Source organism: Bremerella alba (assembly GCF_013618625.1).
GTDB lineage: Bacteria > Planctomycetota > Planctomycetia > Pirellulales > Pirellulaceae > Bremerella > Bremerella alba.
In genome coordinates, this window is sequence record NZ_JABRWO010000006.1 from 292,908 (window position 1) to 312,769 (window position 19,862).

At 54.9% G+C, this 19,862-nt stretch carries 15 protein-coding genes; 7 read left to right on the forward strand and 8 right to left on the reverse strand.

Annotated elements, in window-relative coordinates; all coding sequences use genetic code 11:
* Positions 1-3: 3 nt before the first annotated feature.
* The 3 genes from HOV93_RS12290 to HOV93_RS12300 all read right to left on the reverse strand — a co-directional run bounded on the left by HOV93_RS12290 (position 4) and on the right by HOV93_RS12300 (position 2,740).
* Entirely contained in the window at positions 4-363 is a 360-nt protein-coding gene (locus HOV93_RS12290) for a DUF2304 domain-containing protein (RefSeq protein WP_207396789.1), read from the reverse strand.
* Entirely contained in the window at positions 360-1,016 is a 657-nt protein-coding gene (locus HOV93_RS12295; RefSeq protein WP_315853399.1) for a glycosyltransferase family 2 protein, read from the reverse strand. The genes HOV93_RS12290 and HOV93_RS12295 overlap by 4 nt, the downstream gene beginning before the upstream one ends.
* 269 nt (positions 1,017-1,285) lie before the next feature.
* Positions 1,286-2,740, reverse strand: a complete 1,455-nt coding sequence (locus HOV93_RS12300) for an outer membrane protein assembly factor BamB family protein (protein WP_207396791.1) — start codon at positions 2,738-2,740, stop codon at positions 1,286-1,288.
* Between the two features lie 204 nt (positions 2,741-2,944).
* Between HOV93_RS12300 and HOV93_RS12305 the strand changes: the two genes are divergently transcribed.
* Genes HOV93_RS12305 through HOV93_RS12320 form a run of 4 tightly spaced genes read left to right on the forward strand, consistent with a single transcriptional unit; the run spans position 2,945 to position 6,705 of the window.
* Complete coding sequence (locus tag HOV93_RS12305; protein WP_207396792.1) at positions 2,945-3,844, forward strand: metal ABC transporter solute-binding protein, Zn/Mn family; 900 nt, start codon at positions 2,945-2,947, stop codon at positions 3,842-3,844.
* Positions 3,845-3,863: 19 nt separating this feature from the next.
* Positions 3,864-4,370: a hypothetical protein gene (locus tag HOV93_RS12310; protein WP_207396793.1), complete on the forward strand. Its 507-nt coding sequence runs from the start codon at positions 3,864-3,866 to the stop codon at positions 4,368-4,370.
* Positions 4,367-5,167: a metal ABC transporter ATP-binding protein gene (locus tag HOV93_RS12315; protein WP_207396794.1), complete on the forward strand. Its 801-nt coding sequence runs from the start codon at positions 4,367-4,369 to the stop codon at positions 5,165-5,167. The genes HOV93_RS12310 and HOV93_RS12315 overlap by 4 nt, the downstream gene beginning before the upstream one ends.
* Entirely contained in the window at positions 5,167-6,705 is a 1,539-nt protein-coding gene (locus tag HOV93_RS12320) for a metal ABC transporter permease (RefSeq protein WP_207396795.1), read from the forward strand. The genes HOV93_RS12315 and HOV93_RS12320 overlap by 1 nt, the downstream gene beginning before the upstream one ends.
* 29 nt (positions 6,706-6,734) lie before the next feature.
* Here HOV93_RS12320 and HOV93_RS12325 read toward each other — a convergent pair whose 3' ends face one another.
* The 5 genes from HOV93_RS12325 to HOV93_RS12345 form a co-directional block, all read right to left on the reverse strand.
* Positions 6,735-7,424, reverse strand: coding sequence for an ankyrin repeat domain-containing protein (locus tag HOV93_RS12325; RefSeq protein WP_207396796.1), 690 nt, complete (start codon positions 7,422-7,424; stop codon positions 6,735-6,737).
* Between the two features lie 241 nt (positions 7,425-7,665).
* The gene (locus HOV93_RS12330) at positions 7,666-8,982 is read right to left on the reverse strand and encodes a sulfatase family protein (protein WP_207396797.1); all 1,317 of its coding nucleotides are present in this window, start codon (positions 8,980-8,982) and stop codon (positions 7,666-7,668) included.
* Positions 8,983-9,029: 47 nt separating this feature from the next.
* Entirely contained in the window at positions 9,030-10,592 is a 1,563-nt protein-coding gene (locus HOV93_RS12335) for a sulfatase family protein (protein WP_207396798.1), read from the reverse strand.
* Between the two features lie 225 nt (positions 10,593-10,817).
* Positions 10,818-12,137, reverse strand: coding sequence for an APC family permease (locus HOV93_RS12340; RefSeq protein ID WP_207396799.1), 1,320 nt, complete (start codon positions 12,135-12,137; stop codon positions 10,818-10,820).
* Between the two features lie 17 nt (positions 12,138-12,154).
* Positions 12,155-12,922 carry an AraC family transcriptional regulator gene (locus HOV93_RS12345; RefSeq protein WP_207396800.1) on the reverse strand — a complete coding sequence of 256 codons (768 nt, stop codon included), beginning with the start codon at positions 12,920-12,922 and terminating at the stop codon, positions 12,155-12,157.
* A 197-nt stretch (positions 12,923-13,119) separates the two neighbouring features.
* Between HOV93_RS12345 and HOV93_RS12350 the strand changes: the two genes are divergently transcribed.
* The 3 genes from HOV93_RS12350 to HOV93_RS12360 are packed head-to-tail and all read left to right on the forward strand — an operon-like array spanning position 13,120 to position 19,854.
* Positions 13,120-14,496, forward strand: a complete 1,377-nt coding sequence (locus HOV93_RS12350) for a DUF1501 domain-containing protein (RefSeq protein ID WP_207396801.1) — start codon at positions 13,120-13,122, stop codon at positions 14,494-14,496.
* 24 nt (positions 14,497-14,520) lie between these two features.
* Positions 14,521-17,040 carry a DUF1549 domain-containing protein gene (locus HOV93_RS12355; RefSeq protein WP_207396802.1) on the forward strand — a complete coding sequence of 840 codons (2,520 nt, stop codon included), beginning with the start codon at positions 14,521-14,523 and terminating at the stop codon, positions 17,038-17,040.
* A gap of 6 nt (positions 17,041-17,046) precedes the next feature.
* The gene (locus tag HOV93_RS12360) at positions 17,047-19,854 is read left to right on the forward strand and encodes a c-type cytochrome domain-containing protein (RefSeq protein ID WP_207396803.1); all 2,808 of its coding nucleotides are present in this window, start codon (positions 17,047-17,049) and stop codon (positions 19,852-19,854) included.
* Positions 19,855-19,862: the final 8 nt, after the last annotated feature.

Genomic DNA, 19,862 nt, shown 5'->3' on the forward strand with positions numbered 1-19,862 from the left:
TACTCAGTGGTCACGATCGGCCAAAGATGTCTCGGGCTGCTTTGCTTCATGAATGGCCAAGTACCGCGTCAGGTCGGTGATCTGACGCTGTAGCCGCATATACCGCGAGTAGAAATAAAACGTGGTGGCAATGAACGTTAACGTCACCACGTAGATTAAGATATCCGCACCACGACCGATGCCAATGGTGTGCGCTAAGCGTGTGACGATGCCTGGGTTTAACACGCAGATCGCCGCGGCGATCCAAATGGATATGCGAAACGATTTCGCCCAGTTCATTCGCTTACTGCGAACCGCGCGAATGATTTCTACCATCAGAGAAGCGGCAATGAAGGTTATCGCGACCCATTGAAATAAGTTCATCGCACCATCCTTCCCAGCAGGAATTGAGCAGCCACTTTAACGGCGGCAGAATTTTGCTGGCCCTTCTCCAAGACAACATCGCTGTAGTGGACCGTAACGGGTACTTCTTCAAATTTCAGACCCAGATATTGGATCTGATCCAGAATCTCTGAAGCATGGGCCATTCGATTTTGGGTGATCCGCAGCTTCGTAGCGGAACTGCGAGAAAGTGCACGCAATCCGTTATGGGTATCGGTGACCTTGATACGTGAGCATACTCGTGTGAACAACACGCCCAGTTTCAAGATAAACCAGCGACTGGTCGGCATATTTACGGCGTCGTTGCCGAGGAATCTCGAGCCCAGAGCGACTTCCGCGCGTTTCGCAACAATTGGTTCTACCAATCGTTCAATATCGTGCACGTCGTGCTGGCCATCAGCGTCGAATGTAACGACAATATCCGCTCCGTGCCCAACGGCAAAGTCGATCCCTGTTTGCAGGGCCGCCCCTTGGCCTAGATTGATCGGATGACGCAAAGCCCAAACCGGAAGCTCTTGCAGCCGGTCGAAGGTGTTGTCCTTCGAGCCGTCGTCAACAACAACCACATTGCGAAAATGGTGGATTAAACCTTGGAGCGTAGTTCCAATCCGCGCGGCCTCGTTATAAGCCGGCACGACAATCCATATGCGGGGACTTGGGGGCGCCTCTTGCGGCATATCGGCAAGACTTTCGAATCGTGTAATAAGCTGCGTTTGCCAGTGCAGACTGACTTAACCGGTTGAACGAGTTAAGCCGCTATAAGCAATTCAGCCAATTTTCGCCGAAGGTCGTCGCAGTCGGATGAAGCCAACATGAAGACTTCGTGAATACACTTTTCGCTTCTGAAAGGAAGGTCGCTTGCCTAAATGACTTTCAATGGTGAGGTTTAGCGGGTAGTTGGTAATTATTTGGTTTGTTGCATGCAGTAAAGGTGACCTTCGCTTCGCAGAAACATCAGGTCTCCGCTGAAAGCAATCGATGCGTCAATCCCTTCTGCTAACTGATTGACTGCCAGCACTTTAAATTCAGGGCCGTCCTGCAAGACGACCGTGGTTCCGTCTCGGTCAGAAACATAGACCTTGCCATCGGCCCCGACCAACGAAGAGTACAGCGTCGAGGCTTCCGGCAAACGTTCCGGGCCGTAAATCGTTTCGCCCGTGCTTGCGTCGAGGCAGTACAGGACACCATCTCGCGATTTGGTCACATAGAGACGGTTATTCAAAAGCGTCGCTGACGAGATATACGGGCCCACGTCCGACCGGCTCCAGGCAATATAGTCGTCGTTGTCGGTCACATCCCCGGTCGCATCGAGGTCAATCGCGTAAACAGCATATCCGCGATACCCGGTCATGCAGATCGCTTTCCCGTTGTCGATGATTGGGGTCGCGATCGGGTTAGTGGCCTGTCCGCCGCATTCCCAGAGGAGCTTACCGGAAGTGACATCATAGCTGCGAACGCGGGTAGAACCGTTCAAGATCACCTGAGCCGCCCCGTTATGCTCGGCAACCACTGGGGTCGCCCAACTGGTCGCTTCGTCTCGATCTACTTTCCAAAGTTCCTCACCGGTGGTCGCGTCGAGCGCCAACACAAAGGAGTCTCCTTCATGGTCCCACGGAATGATGATCGAGTTTTTATAGAGAGCCGGGGTGCTTCCTTCGCCAAACGCATTTCGTGTCTGTTGCTTTCCCAGATCACGTTTCCATAGCAACTTGCCATTCATTGCATAACAGAAAATGCCGCGAGAGCCGAAGAAAGCCACCAAGATTTCTCCGTTGGTGACGGCGGAAGCCGAGGCAAACGTGTTGGTGTTATGTCCCGATTCGTGCGGGGTCTCTTGAACCGCAACGTCTGACCAGATCTTCTCTCCGGTCAACTTATCCAGGCAGATCACTGTGAAAGCCAGCGGCGTCGTAGGAGCTGCATCACGGTCGCGTCCACCACGACCACGGCCCCCGCGACTTCGACCGCCAGGACCACCGGGCGAATCCCCGGGACCACGTCGGGGGCGTTCGGTCGAACTATCGCGCGGCGGCGGGGTTTGCTCTGGGGCGGCTTCCCCTTCGGGACTTTCCGCCTCGGCACCTTCGGTTGGTACCGGCACCGCCGTCAGCACGAACAGCTTGTCCCCCCAAATAATCGGCGAGGAACTACCCTTCCCCGAAATGGGGACCTTCCAGCGAACGTTTTCTTCTTCGCTCCATTTCACTGGCGGCTTCGCATTGGTTGAGGTGCCGTTGTAATGGGGACCTCGCCAGTTGGCCCAATTTCCGTCGGAAGTTTCGGCTGCGTTAACCGCCGTCGCGGCAACACTAGAGAGAGCTAAGGCGAGCAAGAACAAAGCGAAAAGCGAAGATTTCATAACCGATCTCTTCCAGGGGATGTAGGCGATTGCAATGGCATGGTTACCAGATGAAACCAAACTGGCTCCGCGAAGTTTCGAGTGTTGTCCGTCAAAAGTCAAGTTTCTCCGTCGATTATGCCAATTAATAAGCCCTTGTTTTTCTCCATGACCCAATCTATGATGTTTTGGGTACTCAAAAACACTGCTTTGGCTATACAAACCATGAACGCATATCGACTCGCTTCAGCTTTCGTTCTGACGTTATTGCTTCCCTTGACGTTGCTCGCCCAGCAGTCCCGCCCGGTGATTGTTTGTTCGACAACTCAAGTCGCCGACTTTGCGCGGCAAGTTGTGGGGGACCGAATGGAGGTCAAATGCGTACTCGCAGCTGGCCAAGATCCTCATCTTTATGAGAAGAAACCAGGCGACGCCCAATTGGTTTCGACGGCCGACCTGTGTGTCGAGAACGGATGGCACCTCGAAGGCAACGATTGGATGCGTAAGCTGGCCGCTCAGACGGGCCGCCCGATTGTCTCTTGCGTTGAAGGCTGCCAGCCGCTGGAAGTTCCTGGCGTAGACGAAGCGATGCAAGATCCGCACGCGTGGTTCTCGTGCACCAATGCGGCCATCTATGTTCGCAATATCCGTGATGCGGTCATCCAGCTTGATCCTCACCATGCCGACGAATACCGAAGTCGCGCGGCGCTTTACTTGGACCAACTGAGAACTCTTCACAGTTGGATCCTGCGAGAGATCAACCATATTCCCGTCGAGCAGCGTGTGCTTGTCACCAGCCACGATGCATTCAATTACTTTTGCCAGGCCTATGGATTGAAGTCGGCAACGCCGGTCGGATGGTCGACCGGCAATGAAGTCGGTGCAGGGATCACCCCCCAACGACGGCAAGAAACAATCGACTCGATTCGAAAGCATCAAATCAATGCCATCTTTGTCGAAACCTCTGTCAATCCTACGATGGTTCGCGAGATTGCCCGCGAGGCGGGGGTAGCGATCGGTGGCGAGCTTTATTCCGACTCGATGGGAGCACCCGATACGGCCGGTGAAACCTACATCGGAATGATGCGAGAAAATGTCATCACGATTGTCCAGGCGTTGAAATAGTTCCGTAAGATTGTTACTTATGCGCATTGTCGTTGCTATCCTGAGTGCCTCGATTGTCTTGGGCCTGACTTGGCTCTATCAACAGACACTCGCCGAAAATCAGCTTCCGGTGATTTCAAGCCAGCCTAGCGAAGTGCTGAGTACTTATCGCCTTCGAATTGTGGCGACCTTCGACGCCGGTATTGATCTGTTTGCCGAAGACGTTTCGACCGCTTCGTCGCTGCGAGTCTCTTTACTTGGTGAAAATGTCATTGTGATCGACGAGCCCATTGCTGCCGGCCAGGCGATCGATACCAATTTGGATTTGAAGTTACGCCAAGGCGCGAATGAATTTCTCATCGAGATGACACCGACGAACGCGGCCGACCTCGCTCCTAAGGCCATTCATGTCGAACTGTTTCAAGGAAACAACAGGCAACCCCTGCAATCGCAAACCATCTGGGCGGAAGGCACCGAGACCAAGTTGGTTGGACGCGTTTTGTTTCAAGTCGACGCCGATCTTTCCTCGACGCAGGAGGAAAAATGATTGCTTCTGAATCGTCTCCGCAGTCCATTGATACTAGCGTACCAGCCATTGAAGTCGAACACTTAACGGTCAGCTACGGGGCCGTTCCGGCGCTGCTGGATGTCTCGTTCGCGATTCCACAGGGGCAACTCGTCGGTGTGATCGGTCCCAATGGTTCCGGCAAGTCGACCTTGATCAAAGCCATACTCGGCTTCTTACGTCCCGACGTCGGTAATGTGCGAATCTTTGGTACGCCGGTCGACCGAACCCGCAAGTTGGTTGCCTACGTTCCTCAGCGTGGCAGTGTCGACTGGGACTTCCCGGTTACGGTGGAGGAAGTCGCGATGATGGGCCGCTACGGAAACATCCCTTGGTGGCAGTGGGGACCCTCGAAGGACGACCACGAGATTGTGGAGGAGGCCCTATCGATTGTTCGCATGTCGGATCTGAGGAAACGCCAGATTGGCGAGCTATCAGGCGGCCAACAACAACGCGTGTTCATGGCTCGAGCGCTCGCGCAAGGTGCCCGGGTAGTTCTGCTTGACGAGCCGTTTGCCGGTGTCGATGCGGCCACAGAACGCGCGATCTTGAATGTGCTGGAAAACGCCAAAAAGTCAGGTCGTACGCTCGTTGTGGTGCACCATGATCTCGCTACGGCGGCCGAGTTCTTTGACGCGTTGATTCTGCTCAAACAACGCCTCTTTGCCTTCGGTACGCCGCTCCAGATTTTACAGCCGGAACTGCTCAGCGAAGTGTACGACGGAAATGTTCGTGCGTTCGAGCACTTGCGACGCGTTGTCGAGGAGAAAGCGAAGTAATGGACGCTTTCTATACATTGTTCGTCGAGCCTTTCCAAGGCAACAGTTACCTGCTTCGCGCGGTCGTGGCTGGGTGCCTGGTGGCCATCGCAGCAGGGGTGGTGGGCTGTTTGATTATTTTGCGGCGGATGGCCTTCCTGGGTGATGCGATTTCGCACTCGATGCTGGCAGGCGTGACCGGCGGCTATCTTCTGATGAAAGTGGTCTACGGTCACGAGGCCCACTTTGCCGGAATGATCTTGGGGGCGCTGATCGCTGGTTTCACGACGGTTCTGATGGTCAGCTTTGTCTCGCGCGTGTCGCGGATTAAAGAAGATACGGCGATCGGAATCATGTATACCGGCATCTTCGCGCTGGGCGGGGCGCTGGCGAGCATGTTTTCGCATTACATTCATTTAGATCTCTTTCATTTCGTGATGGGAGACGTCCTGGCCGTCGATGCCGAACGTTTGTGGATGATGGCTGGAGTCACGGCCGTTGTGTTGTTTGTGATCATTCTTTGGTACCGACAGTTACTGCTCACGTCGTTCGACCCGATCATGGCTGCTTCGCTCGGGCTACCGGTGCTGTTGATCCATATGCTCATGACGACGTGTACGTCGCTGGTGGTTGTCAGTGCGGTGCAGATTGTGGGCGTCATCCTTGTGGTTGGTCTTTTGATTACCCCAGCGGCAACGGCCTATCTGCTGACCAATCGGCTAAGTCACATGATGGCTCTGTCGGCGCTATTTGGCGTTTCGAGCGTCATCTGCGGTGTTTACTTGTCGGTGTGGTTGAACGTAGCGACGAGTCCGCCGATTGTGCTCTTCAGTACGCTTCAGTTTATGTTCGTGCTGGTCTTTTCGCCCCGCTTCGGGCTGCTTTCCACGTGGCTTCGCAAACGGGCGGCAATCCCTCATACCTTGGCCGAAGACATCTTAGGATGCATGCGCCGCAGCGGAGGCTTGGCGACATCGTTGTCGACGATCATTGCCAATGTGCCGACCGACGGACAGCGTCTGCGTACCACGTTAGATCGGATGGTGACCCGTGGACTGATCGAGCCCAAAGCCGACGACGCCTATCAGCTAACCGAGGCGGGGGAGCTGGAAGCGAAACGCTTGATGCGTGCCCATCGTATTTGGGAAGCGTACCTGGCACGGCTGGGTACGCCGGAGGAAGAAATTCATGACCGTGCCCATCTTTTGGAACACGTGAACGATGAAGCGGCCGTCGATTACCTCGACGATCGACTTGGTCACCCGATCACTGATCCGCATGGCCAGGAGATTCCGGAAGACTTTCTCCACCTCGTTCCCGGCGAGGAAGTGCCGGCGAGTTTGTTGCGAGACGGCCATATAGCGGAAGTCACGCGGCTATTGCCGGAAGCAAACTTCGATCTGGTGATTGGCGATCACCTGACGACCGGTCCACGAACCGATAACGAGCAGACCTGGACGTTCAAAATCAACGATAGCCATCAACAACTTAATCTCGATCACCACCAAGCCGACTCGATCATCGTACGTCTGGTCGATTCCTCAAAGGCCGAGAGTTAAGTTGATCTGAGGTTTCTCTTTTAGGCGACCTATTTGCCAAACCCGAACAGGAACTTGTTAAGCGTACCGGTTTTCGTATTGGCCTTGGTTCGTTGGTTCTGAATATACTTGGTCGCTCTTTCGACAGAAATCAAGTAATCTCGCAGTTCAGGCTGGTGAAACGATACAGCGAACTGAAGTGGTCGAAGACCGTTGCGGTTTTCAACCCGATAGTTTGCCCCGCCATCGACAAGAGCTTTCGCGACTTCGAGATACCCCTTACGAGCAGCCCAATGCAGCGGCGTTGTTCCGTCGGGATCTTGGCAATTTGGTTGGGCACCCCGCTCTAGTAACCAACTCACAATCTTAGAGTTGTTCTCGCGAGCCGCGTAGAAGAGTGGCGTTTGGACGGTCTTCGACGCGCGGATTTCAAAAGAAGCACCGTGCTGAATCAGTTCTCGGCCTGCGTAGAGCTTACCGTAGAACGAAGCGATATGCAGCGGCGTATGCCCGGTGTCGGTTTCTTGGACATCCAGATCGGCACCGCTTTCAGCCAAGGCGATGATGACCTCGCCATCGTTTCTCCGAGCCGCTAGAAAGATACCAAGCTTTACGCGTTCTTCAAGCGACTGATCGGGGATAAAGAAATGCTCTCGGCATTTCAGGCACAGTACTTCATGCCCGCGAGCTTTATCGGGCACGACCCCATTGGTCTGACACAGTGGACAGCGATACTGCATGGTATCTGGATCCTGAAGGATCTAGCAAATGGATACGTTAGTATTCTGTGATTGCTGCCCGAAGCGATTCCTGGTTGGTATGCCTTGCCAAAGAGCATGATATGCTGAGACGAAGCCTATAGCTCCGCAGATCGCTTAAACTCCTTCATAACTTTATTCAGTCTTAACCCCTTCACTAAAGACAAAAAGAAATGCGTAAGATGCAGCAACTAGGGTCTGCATCTTGACGCATCCCTGCTGGTTATTGCTTCACGGTTGGGTTCCACCAGGCATTCAGCTTTTTGTCTAGCCGGGCGGCGATTTCTGGGTGCTTTGCGATCACGTTGTGCTGCTCTTCTGGATCTTCAGAGACATGAAACAACGCGAGTTTGTCAGGCCCATATTCCCCATCGTCTAAGCCGCTGGGAACGATCAGCTTGTAATCGCCATCGATGATCCAGCGATAATGGAGCCCTAATTCAGGCTGGCGATAGTCGGGAATATCGTGTGCAAAGATCTCGCCGAATATGGCTTCGCGCTGATTGACCTGGGCTTGATCCAACAGGCTGATACCTGGGAAATTGTAATCCGTTTTAATGCCGACAGCGTCTAAAATGGTGGGGACCACGTCGATGCTGCTTGCCAGGTCCGTCTTGTTGCTTGCGGGCTTCACGTGACCGGGATAGCGGATCATGATTGGTGTTCGCGTACCACCGTCGTAGACCGAGCGTTTGCCTCGTGGTCCCCCCACGGCTCCGCCCCCTTTGTCGGAAAGCTGAATCCAACCGTTGTCGCACAGATAGATCACGACGGTGTTGTCAGCAATCTTTTTCTTGTCGAGGTGATCGAGTACCTGACCGCATGTTTCATCCCACCAATCGCACATTGCGAAGTACCTTGCGACTGCAACCGAGCGTCCCGCCGGCTGGGTGTACTTTTCAAGGAGCCGCTGAGGAGGGTTGTGCGGCAAGTGGGGCATCATCGGTGCGTACCACAAGAAGAACGGCTTGTCTTCGGCGACTGCTTTATCAATGAAGTCGTAGACCGGTTGCATCGTCTTGCGGCCGATTGTGAGTCCTACGTCCCCGTGGCGGCCCCCTTTGGTCACGTCTCCGTGAGACATTCCTTCGGTAAAACCACCGGTTGAGAAGTTCCCTTCCCACCATTTACCCGACTGAAAACTGAGGTACCCGTGCTGACCGAGGATCTCAGCAAGTCGGGGGTTCTCTTGGAATCGATTGACCAAGACATCGCGGCCCGCTTGGGTTCGTTTGTCTTCAGCCGGATCGTTACCGGTGATCCCATTCTGATGCGGATACAGGCCCGTAATCAGGCTTGCCAGCGATGGCCGACAAAGCGAAGTAGGCACGTAGCCGCGTTCATAAACCAGCGACTGACTGGCCAAGCGATCGATATTCGGCGTTTCGATCACATCGTGGCCGAGGAAGGAATAGTCATCCCAGCGTTGATCATCGGAAAGCAAAATCACAACGTTCGGCTGGTCGGCCGCATGGGCCTCTGCAGTAACCAGGCCGACGACAATCGCCAGGGCTAATAAGGAAGTAGTCACAAGACGCATGAGGTGTTTCCCAAAGAAGGAGTGTGGATATCGAGATGAGTGCCGGTTTACTGTTTGGCTTCTTTCTCACGAAGTACCGTTTCAGGGAACTCGGCAGCTTTCGTGCCGGACTCTCTTCGCAAGTTCGCCCCGGTGCCTCGTTTGGCCCCAAAGGGTACTTGCATAGCCTCACGCTGCTTAAGCTCTCGATTCAACGCATTTCGCATGTCACGCGCGGTGCTTTGTAGGCCCGGTTCGTTGATCAAGTTATTCATTTCGTGAGGATCATTTTCAAGATCGTACAGTTCGTCCGTGTCCCATATTCCATGGTACTGAATGAATTTATAGCGTTCTCCCCGCAGTGCGAACATGGTCGGCGTGTGCGGGAAATTCCATTCCCAGTTGTACTCGTACAGCAGATGCTTTCGCCAATCTTTTGAGTCCATCTTGCCCGAGGCGATACGGACGAAACTCATGCCGTCCATCTGCTCTGGCGTTGTTTGTCCGGCCAGGTCGAGAACTGTCGGACCAATATCGATGTTCGCCACCACCGCGTCGACTGTCGTGTTGGGCGACAGAATCCCTGGGGCTTCGATCACCAAGGGAACTCGCATCGATTCTTCGTACGCATTGCGTTTGTCGATCAAGCCGTGTTCGCCAAACAGAAAGCCATTATCGCCCATCAGCATGACCACCGTATTGTCGGCCAGGTCATGTTCTTTCAGGTACTCTCGCACGCGTCCCACGCTGTCGTCAACGGCATTCATGCAGCGGCAATAGTCGCGGTAATAGTCCTTGATATTCAGCGAAGAGTGGTAAGGGAAATCAACGCCGTGCCAGCTGTTGCGTTGATTCTTTACCCACATCGGCTTGCCGGCGTAGTTCTCCTCGGTATCGGCCTGAGACGCAGGCGCTTCGATTTCGACGTCGGAGTAAAGATCCTTGTGACGTTCGGCCGGTTCAAACCGAGCATGAACGGCTTTATGCGAGAGATACAAGAAGAAAGGTTTATCACGATCGAGCGTATTCAACCAATCGACGGCGTAGTCGGTCAGTTCGTCGGTGATGTATCCCTTCTGCGGAACCGACTTGCCGTTGATGTTTAAGGTCCATTTGGGGCCCGGCGGTGTGTAATGTCCTTGCCCACGAAAGCTGACCCATTGATCGAAACCGGGGCGAGGCGCGTCGGTCCCTCCGCCCATATGCCACTTACCGAAGAAGCCTGTTTGATAACCGGCTTTCTGTAAGTACTGCGGGAAGAAGATCGTTTCGCTCATGTCCGTATCGTTGTTGTCGACGACACCATGGTTGTGCATGAACTGTCCGGTAAGAATCGAAGCACGGCTGGGCGAGCAAAGCGAGGTCGTGACAAACGCGTTGGTGAAGTTGGCTCCGTTAGCCGCCATGGCATCGATCTGGGGTGTCTTCAAAAAGGGATGCCCCATGAAGCCCATCGCGTCGAAACGCATGTCATCGATCAAAATAAACACGACGTTCGGTGAGCTGTCAGGCTCCGCAGAGTGTGCCCTGTTTTCCAGGCCCAATGACAGGCCGACAAATGATAGCGCAACCAGCAGCGACGCTAGTTGACGGTGTGGGTTGAAGTGGTGGAATGGGATCGACGAGGGCATGATCTGAGGTTGCTCCAGGAAAATCGGGGTTGGGTGGGGGGAGAGCAGGCCAACTTAGTATCGTATGCGCCGACCCACAGGTCAACTTTGGTTGGCGCATGCGTAAGCATCCCGATTACCCCCTCGCTAAGGTCCCCAAGAGGATAGGGGTTTCAAAAAGATAGTGCGCCCAGATTGTCTTGGGTGGCCTTTATGCCCTGTCGAGCGAGGGCGTTGGATCGAGGGTTATTTTGCTGAATCGTGGCCCGCCGTGTTGCGCCGCGTCAGTTGCCGAGCTACTTGATGCCAGACAAGCCCTGCCCCGAGTAAACCGATTCCGACAAACCACATCTCGCGTTCGACCCAAAAAGAAAGCGCCAAGCAAGAGACCAATCCTAGAACGGGAATGATGCGAGGATAAAGGCGTTCATCGGCTTTCAATTGCAAAGCACACAAGTTGGTGATCGCATAATAGATTAATACCGTGAACGCACTAAACGACCAGGCCAGCTTCACGCTACCAACGCAAATGATTGCTCCAATCAAGACAGCTACGGCGATTGTCGCCGTCCACGGAACGCCGCTGGTCGGCGTCACCAGGGAAAGACCGCGCGGCATGTCTCCGCGGCGTCCCATAGCCAACACAATTCGCGAAAGCCCTAAGAGTAAATTCAATAGCACGCCCAGCATGGCCGTTACCGCGCCGAGGGTCATCAGCGCGGCCGAACCAGGAAGATCAAACTGCCGGGCCACCATCTCTAACGGGGCCGCGCCTTGGCTGGAATATTGCGAAAATGTTTCGGTATCGACGTTTCGCAGCGCCGTGATCGCCACGAGAAAGTAAAGCAGCATTGATATTCCCAGCGTCACAATCACGGCGATGGGAATGGTTCGCCGAGGGGCTGTGACCTCCTCACCCAGCGTGGCGATTCGACCGTAGCCGGTATACGCTACGAACATTAATCCGACTGCCTGAGCAAACGCAGCGAACGAGTGATTGGCTGGCCAAAATTCGTTGAAATCGAGCGAATGGGATGAAGAAGAGGAATAGTTTCCTAGATAGACGAAGGCCAGCAAAACGAAAATCGTCATTCCCACGATCAACGCATTAATTTGGGATGTCCGCCTGATTCCCCCCAATACGATCACTGTCAGAACGATCAATCCCAACAAGGCCAGTGGAATCAAGAAGAAGCGACTGTCGCCGATGACAAGCGGCAGCAGATACCCGGAAAACCCCAGCGCCGCAGTGGCTGCGGAGGCCGACTTGGCCCATAAGAACATCCAGCCGGCGAGAAATCCTAAGCTAGGGTTCAACCACCGATAGCCATATTCGTACGTTCCTCCACTGACAGGATGATTGGCTGCCAGTTGAGCGCTGCTAAGTCCATTGCAGATGGCCACCAGCGCGGCGACAACAATCGCTATGACAACCGATTCTCCGGCCACGCCAGCCGCGATGCCGATGCTCACAAAGACTCCGGTGCCGAGAATGGACCCGAGTCCGGTAATGACCGCCGCTGGGATGCCAAGTTCGCGGCGGAGTTCGCCTGGGGGTTGCGTCATTGCGTCAAAGGTTGATTTCAGGAGGGGAGCAGCGGCGTGAGGCCTAGGGAATCGGAAAGTTGGCCCGGCGAATCTTGATACCTTACTCGATAGTCGCTGGGCGAGACCCCCAAGTGCTTGCGAAATTGTTTGGTGAAGTAGCTTTGATCGTAGAAACCACAGGCCGTTGCAATTTGGGCGATCGTCCCTCGCGAGGCTAACAGATCGTGACAAGCTGCGTGAAGTCGTACGCGCAATATGTACTGCTGCGGAGTCATGTGATAGAGGGCTTTGAAGCGACGATCAAACTGGCTTACCGAAAGATGAACCATTCCGGCAAGCTCGTTCACGCGTAACGGCTGTTCATAGTTTCGTAGCACGTAATTGACGACCTTCTCGAGGGCATCAAACGAGATTGCCACCGATTTGACCTTCTCCAAGTCGCGCATCACCCCAGAAATACCGATGATTTCGCCAGTGGCCGATCTCAGCGGTGTCTTGCTGGAGATGAACCACTTCAGCTCGCCTGGTTTGCCGGGAACGAGCCAGATTTGATTCGGCAGCGATGTGCCAGACTCCATCACCTGTTGATCTTCCGCCATAAACCGCTCGGCCAGATAGCGTGGATGAAGATCGAGATCGGTCTTGCCGAGCATCTGGCCCTCGGACTCGAACCCGCGAATTTTCCACAGAGACTGATTCGCGGCGATAAACCGACCTTCACGATCCTTAACGTAAAGATAAACGTCGGGAAGATAGTCAAACAATTCGGCAAGGGCCAGTTCGGCACCCATAGAAGATTTCATTTCATACACTCCGACTTTTCCTGCGGTGCGCAAATAATACCACACAATGCGGAAAAATCCCTAGCATTTCACGTATCGGGCGAGATACATTAAAAACTTCTCGCACGTATCGTGTTCGAAGAAATGCGAGTCCCCCAACCCGACCACCATCCAAGCCAATCCTTTTCTTCCTGGCTTAACCCAATAAGAGAACACGTATGTTCACCTTTCAAGGGCGTGGCAAATCGGTCACCTGCAATGGACAAACACGCCGTGACTTCCTGCAAGTCGGAACGCTCGGCGCGTTAGGCCTGAGCCTTCCTCATTTGGCGGCGGCCAAAGCCCAAGGGGCTGTGAAGCCAAATCATGACGACCGCAACTGCATCATGATTTTCAATTTGGGCGCACCCAGTCAGCTCGACCTGTGGGATATGAAGCCGGATGCCCCTTCCGAAGTGCGCGGTCCGTTTAAGCCAATCGCCACCAACAACCCAGACCTGCTGATCTCGGAGATTCTTCCTCAGCATGCGAAGATCGCCGACAAGTTTTCGCTGGTTCGTTCAGTTCATCACACGGGTGCCGCTGTGCACGATGCCGGCTGGCAAATGATGCAAACGGGACGGTTGTTTTCCGGTGGGGTTAACACGCCACATATCGGTTCGGTGGTCAGCTTCGATCGTGGCCGCAAGACCGACCTCCCGGCGTTCGCCGTTCTGCCGCAGTTGATGGGTCGCGGGGGTGGCAACATGCCCAACGGTCAGTCGGGTGGATTTCTGGGCAAGGCCCACGATCCTTTCGCCCTGAATGCCGATCCCTCACAGGCAAACTTTAAAGTTCCCGACCTGCTTCCGCCGGTCGAGATCGATTCGAGTCGTCTGGAACGGCGACGGAGAATTCGTGATCTAGTTGATCAGGCCACCGCCAATTTCGAGGCCAGCGAGAGTGCGGACCTTCTGGGAAGCAACTTCGAGTCGGCCTTTCGGTTGATGACCAGCCCCAAGGCGCGAGAGGCCTTCGACCTCACCAAAGAGCCGCAAAAGGTTCGCGAACGCTACGGCATGAACCGGTTTGGGCAAAGCTGTTTGCTTTCGCGGCGACTGATTGAAAATGGTGTCCGCTTTGTAACGATCAATACGTTCCTGACCGTCTTTGGCGAAATCACGTGGGACATACACGGGTCGAAGCCGTTCACTTCCATCGAAGGAATGAAAAACATTGTCGCCCCCCTCTACGACCAAGGCTACTCGGCATTGATTGAGGATCTCGATCAACGGGGGCTGCTCGATTCAACGCTCGTCTGCAATCTTGCTGAATTCGGTCGGACTCCGCGTGTGAATCCAGCCGGGGGTCGCGATCATTGGCCGCAATGTTTTACCTGCGGCTTTGCCGGAGGTGGCGTGCAAGGAGGCCGCATTGTTGGTGCCAGCGATCCGATGGGTGCCGTGCCGGCCGATCGACCTGTGCAGCCCGCAGATGTCGCAGCGACCATATTTCACAGTTTGGGTTTCGACATGCACAAAGCGCTACCGGGACCAGGCGGACGCCCTTTCCCCATCGTCGATTCGGGGCATGCGCCGATTCACGAGCTGTTCTAGATCATTCTCCTTGCTGGACAATCCATGAATATGCGGCTTCTTATTCCCCTGGCGGTGGTGATTTATGCTACCTCGCTGGCATTAATGCCCCGGCCAGCGATCGCAGAAGATTCCTCGTTGGTGATCTTGCCTGAACAGATCCAACTGCGCACCACGCACGACCGGCAGTTGGTGGTAGTTCAACGGCAAGAGGGCGAGCAGCGTCTTGGGCAGGTTGCCAACGGGTTGGAGTGGACTTCAGCGGATCCTTCCGTGGCCACCATCGAAGCTGGCATCGTTCACCCGGTTTCGAATGGAACGACCACGCTCTCGGTGAAAGCAGGAGATCAAACGGCAACCGTGCCAGTGGTGGTGTCCGGGCAAGAGGAACCCACGCGATATCGCTTTCGAGAAGACGTGCTGCCTATTTTGTCGAAGCGTGATTGCAACGCCGGAGGCTGTCATGGGGCCCTGGCTGGCAAAGGTGGCTTTCGCCTATCGCTCAACGGCTATGATCCGGATTCTGACTATTTTAATATTGTGAAGCAGGATAAAGGTCGCCGCGTTGAATTCGCAGCACCAGAGGTCAGCCTGCTGCTTAACAAGCCGTCGACGACCGTTCCGCACAAAGGGGGATTGAAGCTTCCCCGTGACAGCGAAGACTTTCAGGTGGTGGCCGAGTGGATTGCCCACGGAGCGATTCCACCGGATTCGGACGACGCCGTGACCGAGCGGCTGGAAGTCTTTCCCGATGCGGCGATCCAGAAAATCGGAGAGAGTCAACAGTTCTCGGTTCGCGCCTATTACAGCGACGGAACCTCGCGCGATGTGACCCGCTGGGTACGCTGGTCGAGCACCAACGATACCGTCTCGCAGGTGAATGATCAGGGCTTGGCGACCATCATGGGCCCAGGCGAAGGGGCGATTGTTGCCTGGTACGACAGCAAGCTGGCCATTGCCCGGACGACGGTTCCTTATTCGGCCAGCACCGATAAGTCGGCCTTGGCCAGCGTCGACGACCGCAAGCCACGTAGTTTCATCGACGAGCATATCGACGTGCAGCTGCAGCGACTCAACCTGGTTGCTTCGCCAAACTGCACGGACACCGAATTCCTCCGCCGGGCTTATCTCGACACAATCGGTCGCATTCCGACCTTGCAGGAGACTCGCAATTACCTGGCCGATACCAGCGCCGACAAACGCGACAAGCTAATCGAGACTCTTTTAGAGAGCCCCGAGTTCGTCGACTATTGGTCCTACAAGTGGTCGGACATGTTGATGCTCAATGGAACCTTGCTTCGCCCGGCCGCTTTAAAGGCGTATTACCAATGGATTCATGAGCATGTCGAGAAGAACACCCCATGGGATCAAATGGTTCGTGAGATCGTTACGTCGACCGGCGAAAGTACCGAGAACGGCGCGACCAACTTTTTCGCGTTAAGTCAAACGCCGGAAGAGATGACCGAGAACGCCTCGCAGGCCTTTATGGGTTTGTCGATCGGTTGTGCGAAGTGCCATAATCATCCCCTCGAGAAGTGGACCAACGATCAATATTACGCCATGGCCAACATCTTCTCACGCGTCAAGGCTAAAGGCTGGGGAGGTGAAAGCCGCAACGGAGACGGCGCGCGGACCTTGTACGTGTCGACCTCCGGAGAACTGGTGCAACCCAGAACCGGCAAGCCGCAGCGGCCCACGCCGCTCGATGGCGAGCCCATCGCTTTCGATAACCCGGAAGACCGCCGCATCAAGTTCGCCCATTGGTTGACCTCGCCGGACAACCCCTACTTCGCCAAGGCAATCACCAACCGAGTATGGGCCAACTTCTATGGGGTCGGTCTGGTCGAAGAAGTCGACGACCTACGGATCTCGAATCCACCTAGCAATAGCGATCTACTGGATGCCGCCACCCAGCATGTGATCGATAGCAAGTTCGACCTGAAATCACTCATGAGAACGATCTTGCAATCCAACGCCTATCAGCGATCGAGCAAGCCGATTGCCGGCAACCAAGCAGAGTCTCGGTTCTATAGTCGCTACTACCCGCGGCGTATCATGGCGGAAGTCTTGCACGACGCAGTGGTTCAGGTCACCCAGGTGCCATCAAAGTTCGATACCGTCGCGTTCCCTGGCAACGACAAGCAGAAGACGGACTTCTACCCCGAAGGAACCAAGGCAATTCAGTTGTATGACTCCGCCGTGGAGAACTACTTCCTGAGCACCTTCGGCAGAAACCCCCGTAACATTGTGTGTGAATGCGAACGATCGTCCGAGCCGACCATGGTTCAGGTACTGCACATATCCAACGGCAACACCATCAACGACAAGCTGCGGTCCCAAGCAAGTCGTGTCGAAAAGCTGCTTCAGCTTCGGCGGAGCGGGCTCTCGGATGAAGCGATCATAGACGAGATCTACCTGATCTGTTTTTCGCGTTACCCATATGCTGAGAGACGCCGCGAGCTGGTCCAGTTTCTTCCGCCTATCAATTCCCCGGAAGAACGCTCGACGATCGAAGACATGTTCTGGGGATTGATGAGTACCCGCGAGTTCCTCTTCAACCACTAATTGACCATGAAAACCGCAAGCTTAATTTCGCTTTCCTTGATGGTGGTATCCTGCTTTTGGCAGCTCGCAGTAGCCGAATCGCCGACCTACCAGAAAGATGTCGAGCCAGTGCTTCGCAAATATTGCGTGGGCTGTCATAACGATGCCGAGCCGGAAGCAGACATCTCACTTCAATCAATTAAGTCGCTGCAAGGCGATACATCGCAAGGGCTGCTGCTGAAACCAGGCAACCCGATAGCCAGCCACTTGGTGACGGTCATGCTGGGATCGGCCGAGCCTAAGATGCCGCCTGAGGATGAGCCTCAACCTAGCCAGGATGAGATCAACCGGATCGTGCAGTGGATCGAGGCCGGAGCATCTCACGATGATTCACCATCAGACTCGCCGTGGAAACTGCCGGTCGAGCCCATAGCGTCGAGCGTCGATACCCGTCCGGTCTCTGCGATTGCCGTTTCCCCTGATGGTCAACGAATTGCCATTGGACGTTACGGGCAGGTTCGGTTCTATCAGCTCGACAATCAAGGCGTCTATAACGAGGACAACTCCGTCTTAGAGATTGCGAAGCTCCCCGGCAAGGTAACGTCTTTGCACTTCAATCAGGACGGGACCCGCATTGCCGTCGCGTCCGGGGTCGCCGGGCTTGCGGGCTACGCGGCGATATTCAATACGGATAACGCCCAAGAGGTTCAGGCATTCGAGGGACATTCCGACATTCTTTTCGATGCCGAGCTTTCCCCTGATGGCAAAACACTTGCGACCTGTGGTTACGACCGCAAGATACTTCTGTGGGATATCAAAACCGGCAAGCAGCTTCACGAAATGACCGGGCACAACGGAGCCATCTACGATGTGGGCTTTAGTCCGGACAGCCAGTTCCTGGTCTCAGGCAGTGCCGACGACACATGCAAAGTCTGGCGAGTCAGCGATGCCGTGCGGCTGGATACCCTGCCGCAACCACTGAAGGAAGTCTACTGCTGCGCGTTCTCGCCTGACGGAAAGACCATCGTCGCGGGTGGTGCCGATAACAATCTCCGGGTCTGGAAGTTTGTCTCCCAGGACGGCCCCAAAATCAATCCCATGATTCAGGCTCGGTTCGCCCACGAAGGCCCTGTGCAGCGTCTGGCGTTTGCCGACGATGGCAGTAAGCTCTTTACCATTGGTAATGATCTGACCGTGAAACTGTGGGATACATCGAATTATTCGGAGCTGAAACTCTGGAGCGACCGGCCTGAGGTCGCAATGGCCGTCGCCTATGCGGCTCCTTCGCAAGCTCTCTTTCTGGGTCAAATGAATGGCAAGGTCCAGCGTATTACTTGGAACAGCGAAGAACTGAACTCGCAACAATCACAGCAAGTCGCGTCGATTGACCCGATGCCCATCACCGCCACCGACATGAGCACAACCGAAGAGGCCGAAGGGAACGACGCTCCCGATACGGCTCAACCGGTCACCTTCCCCGCGAAGATCAAGGGTACTATCCATAACGAGGCCAGCGGTCCTGATGTCGACTTCTACCGCTTTTCTGCCTTGGCAGGTCAGACGTGGGTGTTAGAGACCAACGCGGCTCGCTCGAAGAGCCCGCTCGACTCGCATATTTCTGTTTATCATGCCGATGGAACGCCGGTCGAGCGTATCAAACTGCAGGCCGTTCGCGATTCTTACTTCACGTTCCGCGGTAAGAACGACTCGATCTCAGACGACTTCCGAATCTTCAATTGGGAAGAGATGAAGCTGAATCAGTTTCTATACTCTAACGGCGAAGTTGCCCGGCTCTGGCTTCACCCACGCGGTCCAGACAGTGGCTTCAAAGTCTATCCAGGCGAAGGTAAGCGATGGGGTTACTTCGATACGACCCCGTTGGCACATGCCCTGGGCGAACCTTGTTACGTGGTCGAGCCAGTGATTAGCGGACAATCGATCGTTCCCAATGGCCTGCCGGTATTCACGCTTTACTACGAGAACGACGACGAGTCGCGCCGTACGATCGGAGACGACTCGCAGCTCTACTTCACCGTCCCGGTCGATGGCGATTACCTGGTCAAGGTGCGTGACGTGCGGGGATTTGAAGGAGAGAATTTCTCGTACGAACTGATAGGCCGAGCACGCCAGGAAGACTTTCGCGCGTCGAATGCCACTCGGGAAGTGAAAGTTGGGGGAAAGAGCTACCGCGAAGTACGCTTCCGCAGTTCGCGAATAGATAATTTCGATGGACCGATCGATGTGCGTGTCGAAGGTCTGCCTGAGGGATTCACGATCACATCGCCGATCACGATCGAAGCGGGACAGATCGAAGCCATGGGCGTCTTGCACGCCGACGAGTCTGCCAAGACCCTTGATGCCGAGCAGTTAAAACAGGTCAAGATTACCGCTACGGCAAAGATTGACGGCAAGGACGTCACGCACGACGTGGCTGGATTCACAAAGATCGAAGTGCGGGACAAAACGAAGTTGGGACTCCGCATTGAGCCGGCTGCCGAAGGAGCCGTTCCGATCAATCACCAAGAGGACGACCTGCTGGAATTCGAAGTCAAGGCCGGCGAGACCATCATGTTGAAGGTGGTCGCCAATCGCCAGGGCGAGAAGGGAAACATCAGTTTCGGAAAAGAGGGATCCGGTCGCAATCTTCCTTTCGCGGTCAACGTGGCGAACCTGGGACTCAACGGCCTGATGATCATGTCCGATCAAAACGAGCGGGAGTTCTATATCTCAGCGGATGAAGTCGCCCAGCCTACTTCCCGCCTGTTTCATTTGCAAACGGGCTCAGACGGAGGGCACGCGACGCAACCGGTGCTGCTGCATATACGACCGAATTAGGTCGGCAC

Excerpts from the sequence above, each read along its gene's own strand:
- HOV93_RS12290 (WP_207396789.1), bottom strand. The coding sequence starts at position 363 with ATGAACTTATTTCAATGGGTCGCGATAACCTTCATTGCCGCTTCTCTG.
- HOV93_RS12330 (WP_207396797.1), bottom strand. The coding sequence starts at position 8,982 with ATGCGTCTTGTGACTACTTCCTTATTAGCCCTGGCGATTGTCGTCGGC.
- HOV93_RS12310 (WP_207396793.1), top strand. The coding sequence starts at position 3,864 with ATGCGCATTGTCGTTGCTATCCTGAGTGCCTCGATTGTCTTGGGCCTG.
- HOV93_RS12300 (WP_207396791.1), bottom strand. The coding sequence starts at position 2,740 with ATGAAATCTTCGCTTTTCGCTTTGTTCTTGCTCGCCTTAGCTCTCTCT.
- HOV93_RS12305 (WP_207396792.1), top strand. The coding sequence starts at position 2,945 with ATGAACGCATATCGACTCGCTTCAGCTTTCGTTCTGACGTTATTGCTT.
- HOV93_RS12325 (WP_207396796.1), bottom strand. The coding sequence starts at position 7,424 with ATGCAGTATCGCTGTCCACTGTGTCAGACCAATGGGGTCGTGCCCGAT.
- HOV93_RS12320 (WP_207396795.1), top strand. The coding sequence starts at position 5,167 with ATGGACGCTTTCTATACATTGTTCGTCGAGCCTTTCCAAGGCAACAGT.
- HOV93_RS12360 (WP_207396803.1), top strand. The coding sequence starts at position 17,047 with ATGAAAACCGCAAGCTTAATTTCGCTTTCCTTGATGGTGGTATCCTGC.
- HOV93_RS12350 (WP_207396801.1), top strand. The coding sequence starts at position 13,120 with ATGTTCACCTTTCAAGGGCGTGGCAAATCGGTCACCTGCAATGGACAA.
- HOV93_RS12335 (WP_207396798.1), bottom strand. The coding sequence starts at position 10,592 with ATGCCCTCGTCGATCCCATTCCACCACTTCAACCCACACCGTCAACTA.
- HOV93_RS12355 (WP_207396802.1), top strand. The coding sequence starts at position 14,521 with ATGAATATGCGGCTTCTTATTCCCCTGGCGGTGGTGATTTATGCTACC.
- HOV93_RS12345 (WP_207396800.1), bottom strand. The coding sequence starts at position 12,922 with ATGAAATCTTCTATGGGTGCCGAACTGGCCCTTGCCGAATTGTTTGAC.
- HOV93_RS12315 (WP_207396794.1), top strand. The coding sequence starts at position 4,367 with ATGATTGCTTCTGAATCGTCTCCGCAGTCCATTGATACTAGCGTACCA.
- HOV93_RS12340 (WP_207396799.1), bottom strand. The coding sequence starts at position 12,137 with ATGACGCAACCCCCAGGCGAACTCCGCCGCGAACTTGGCATCCCAGCG.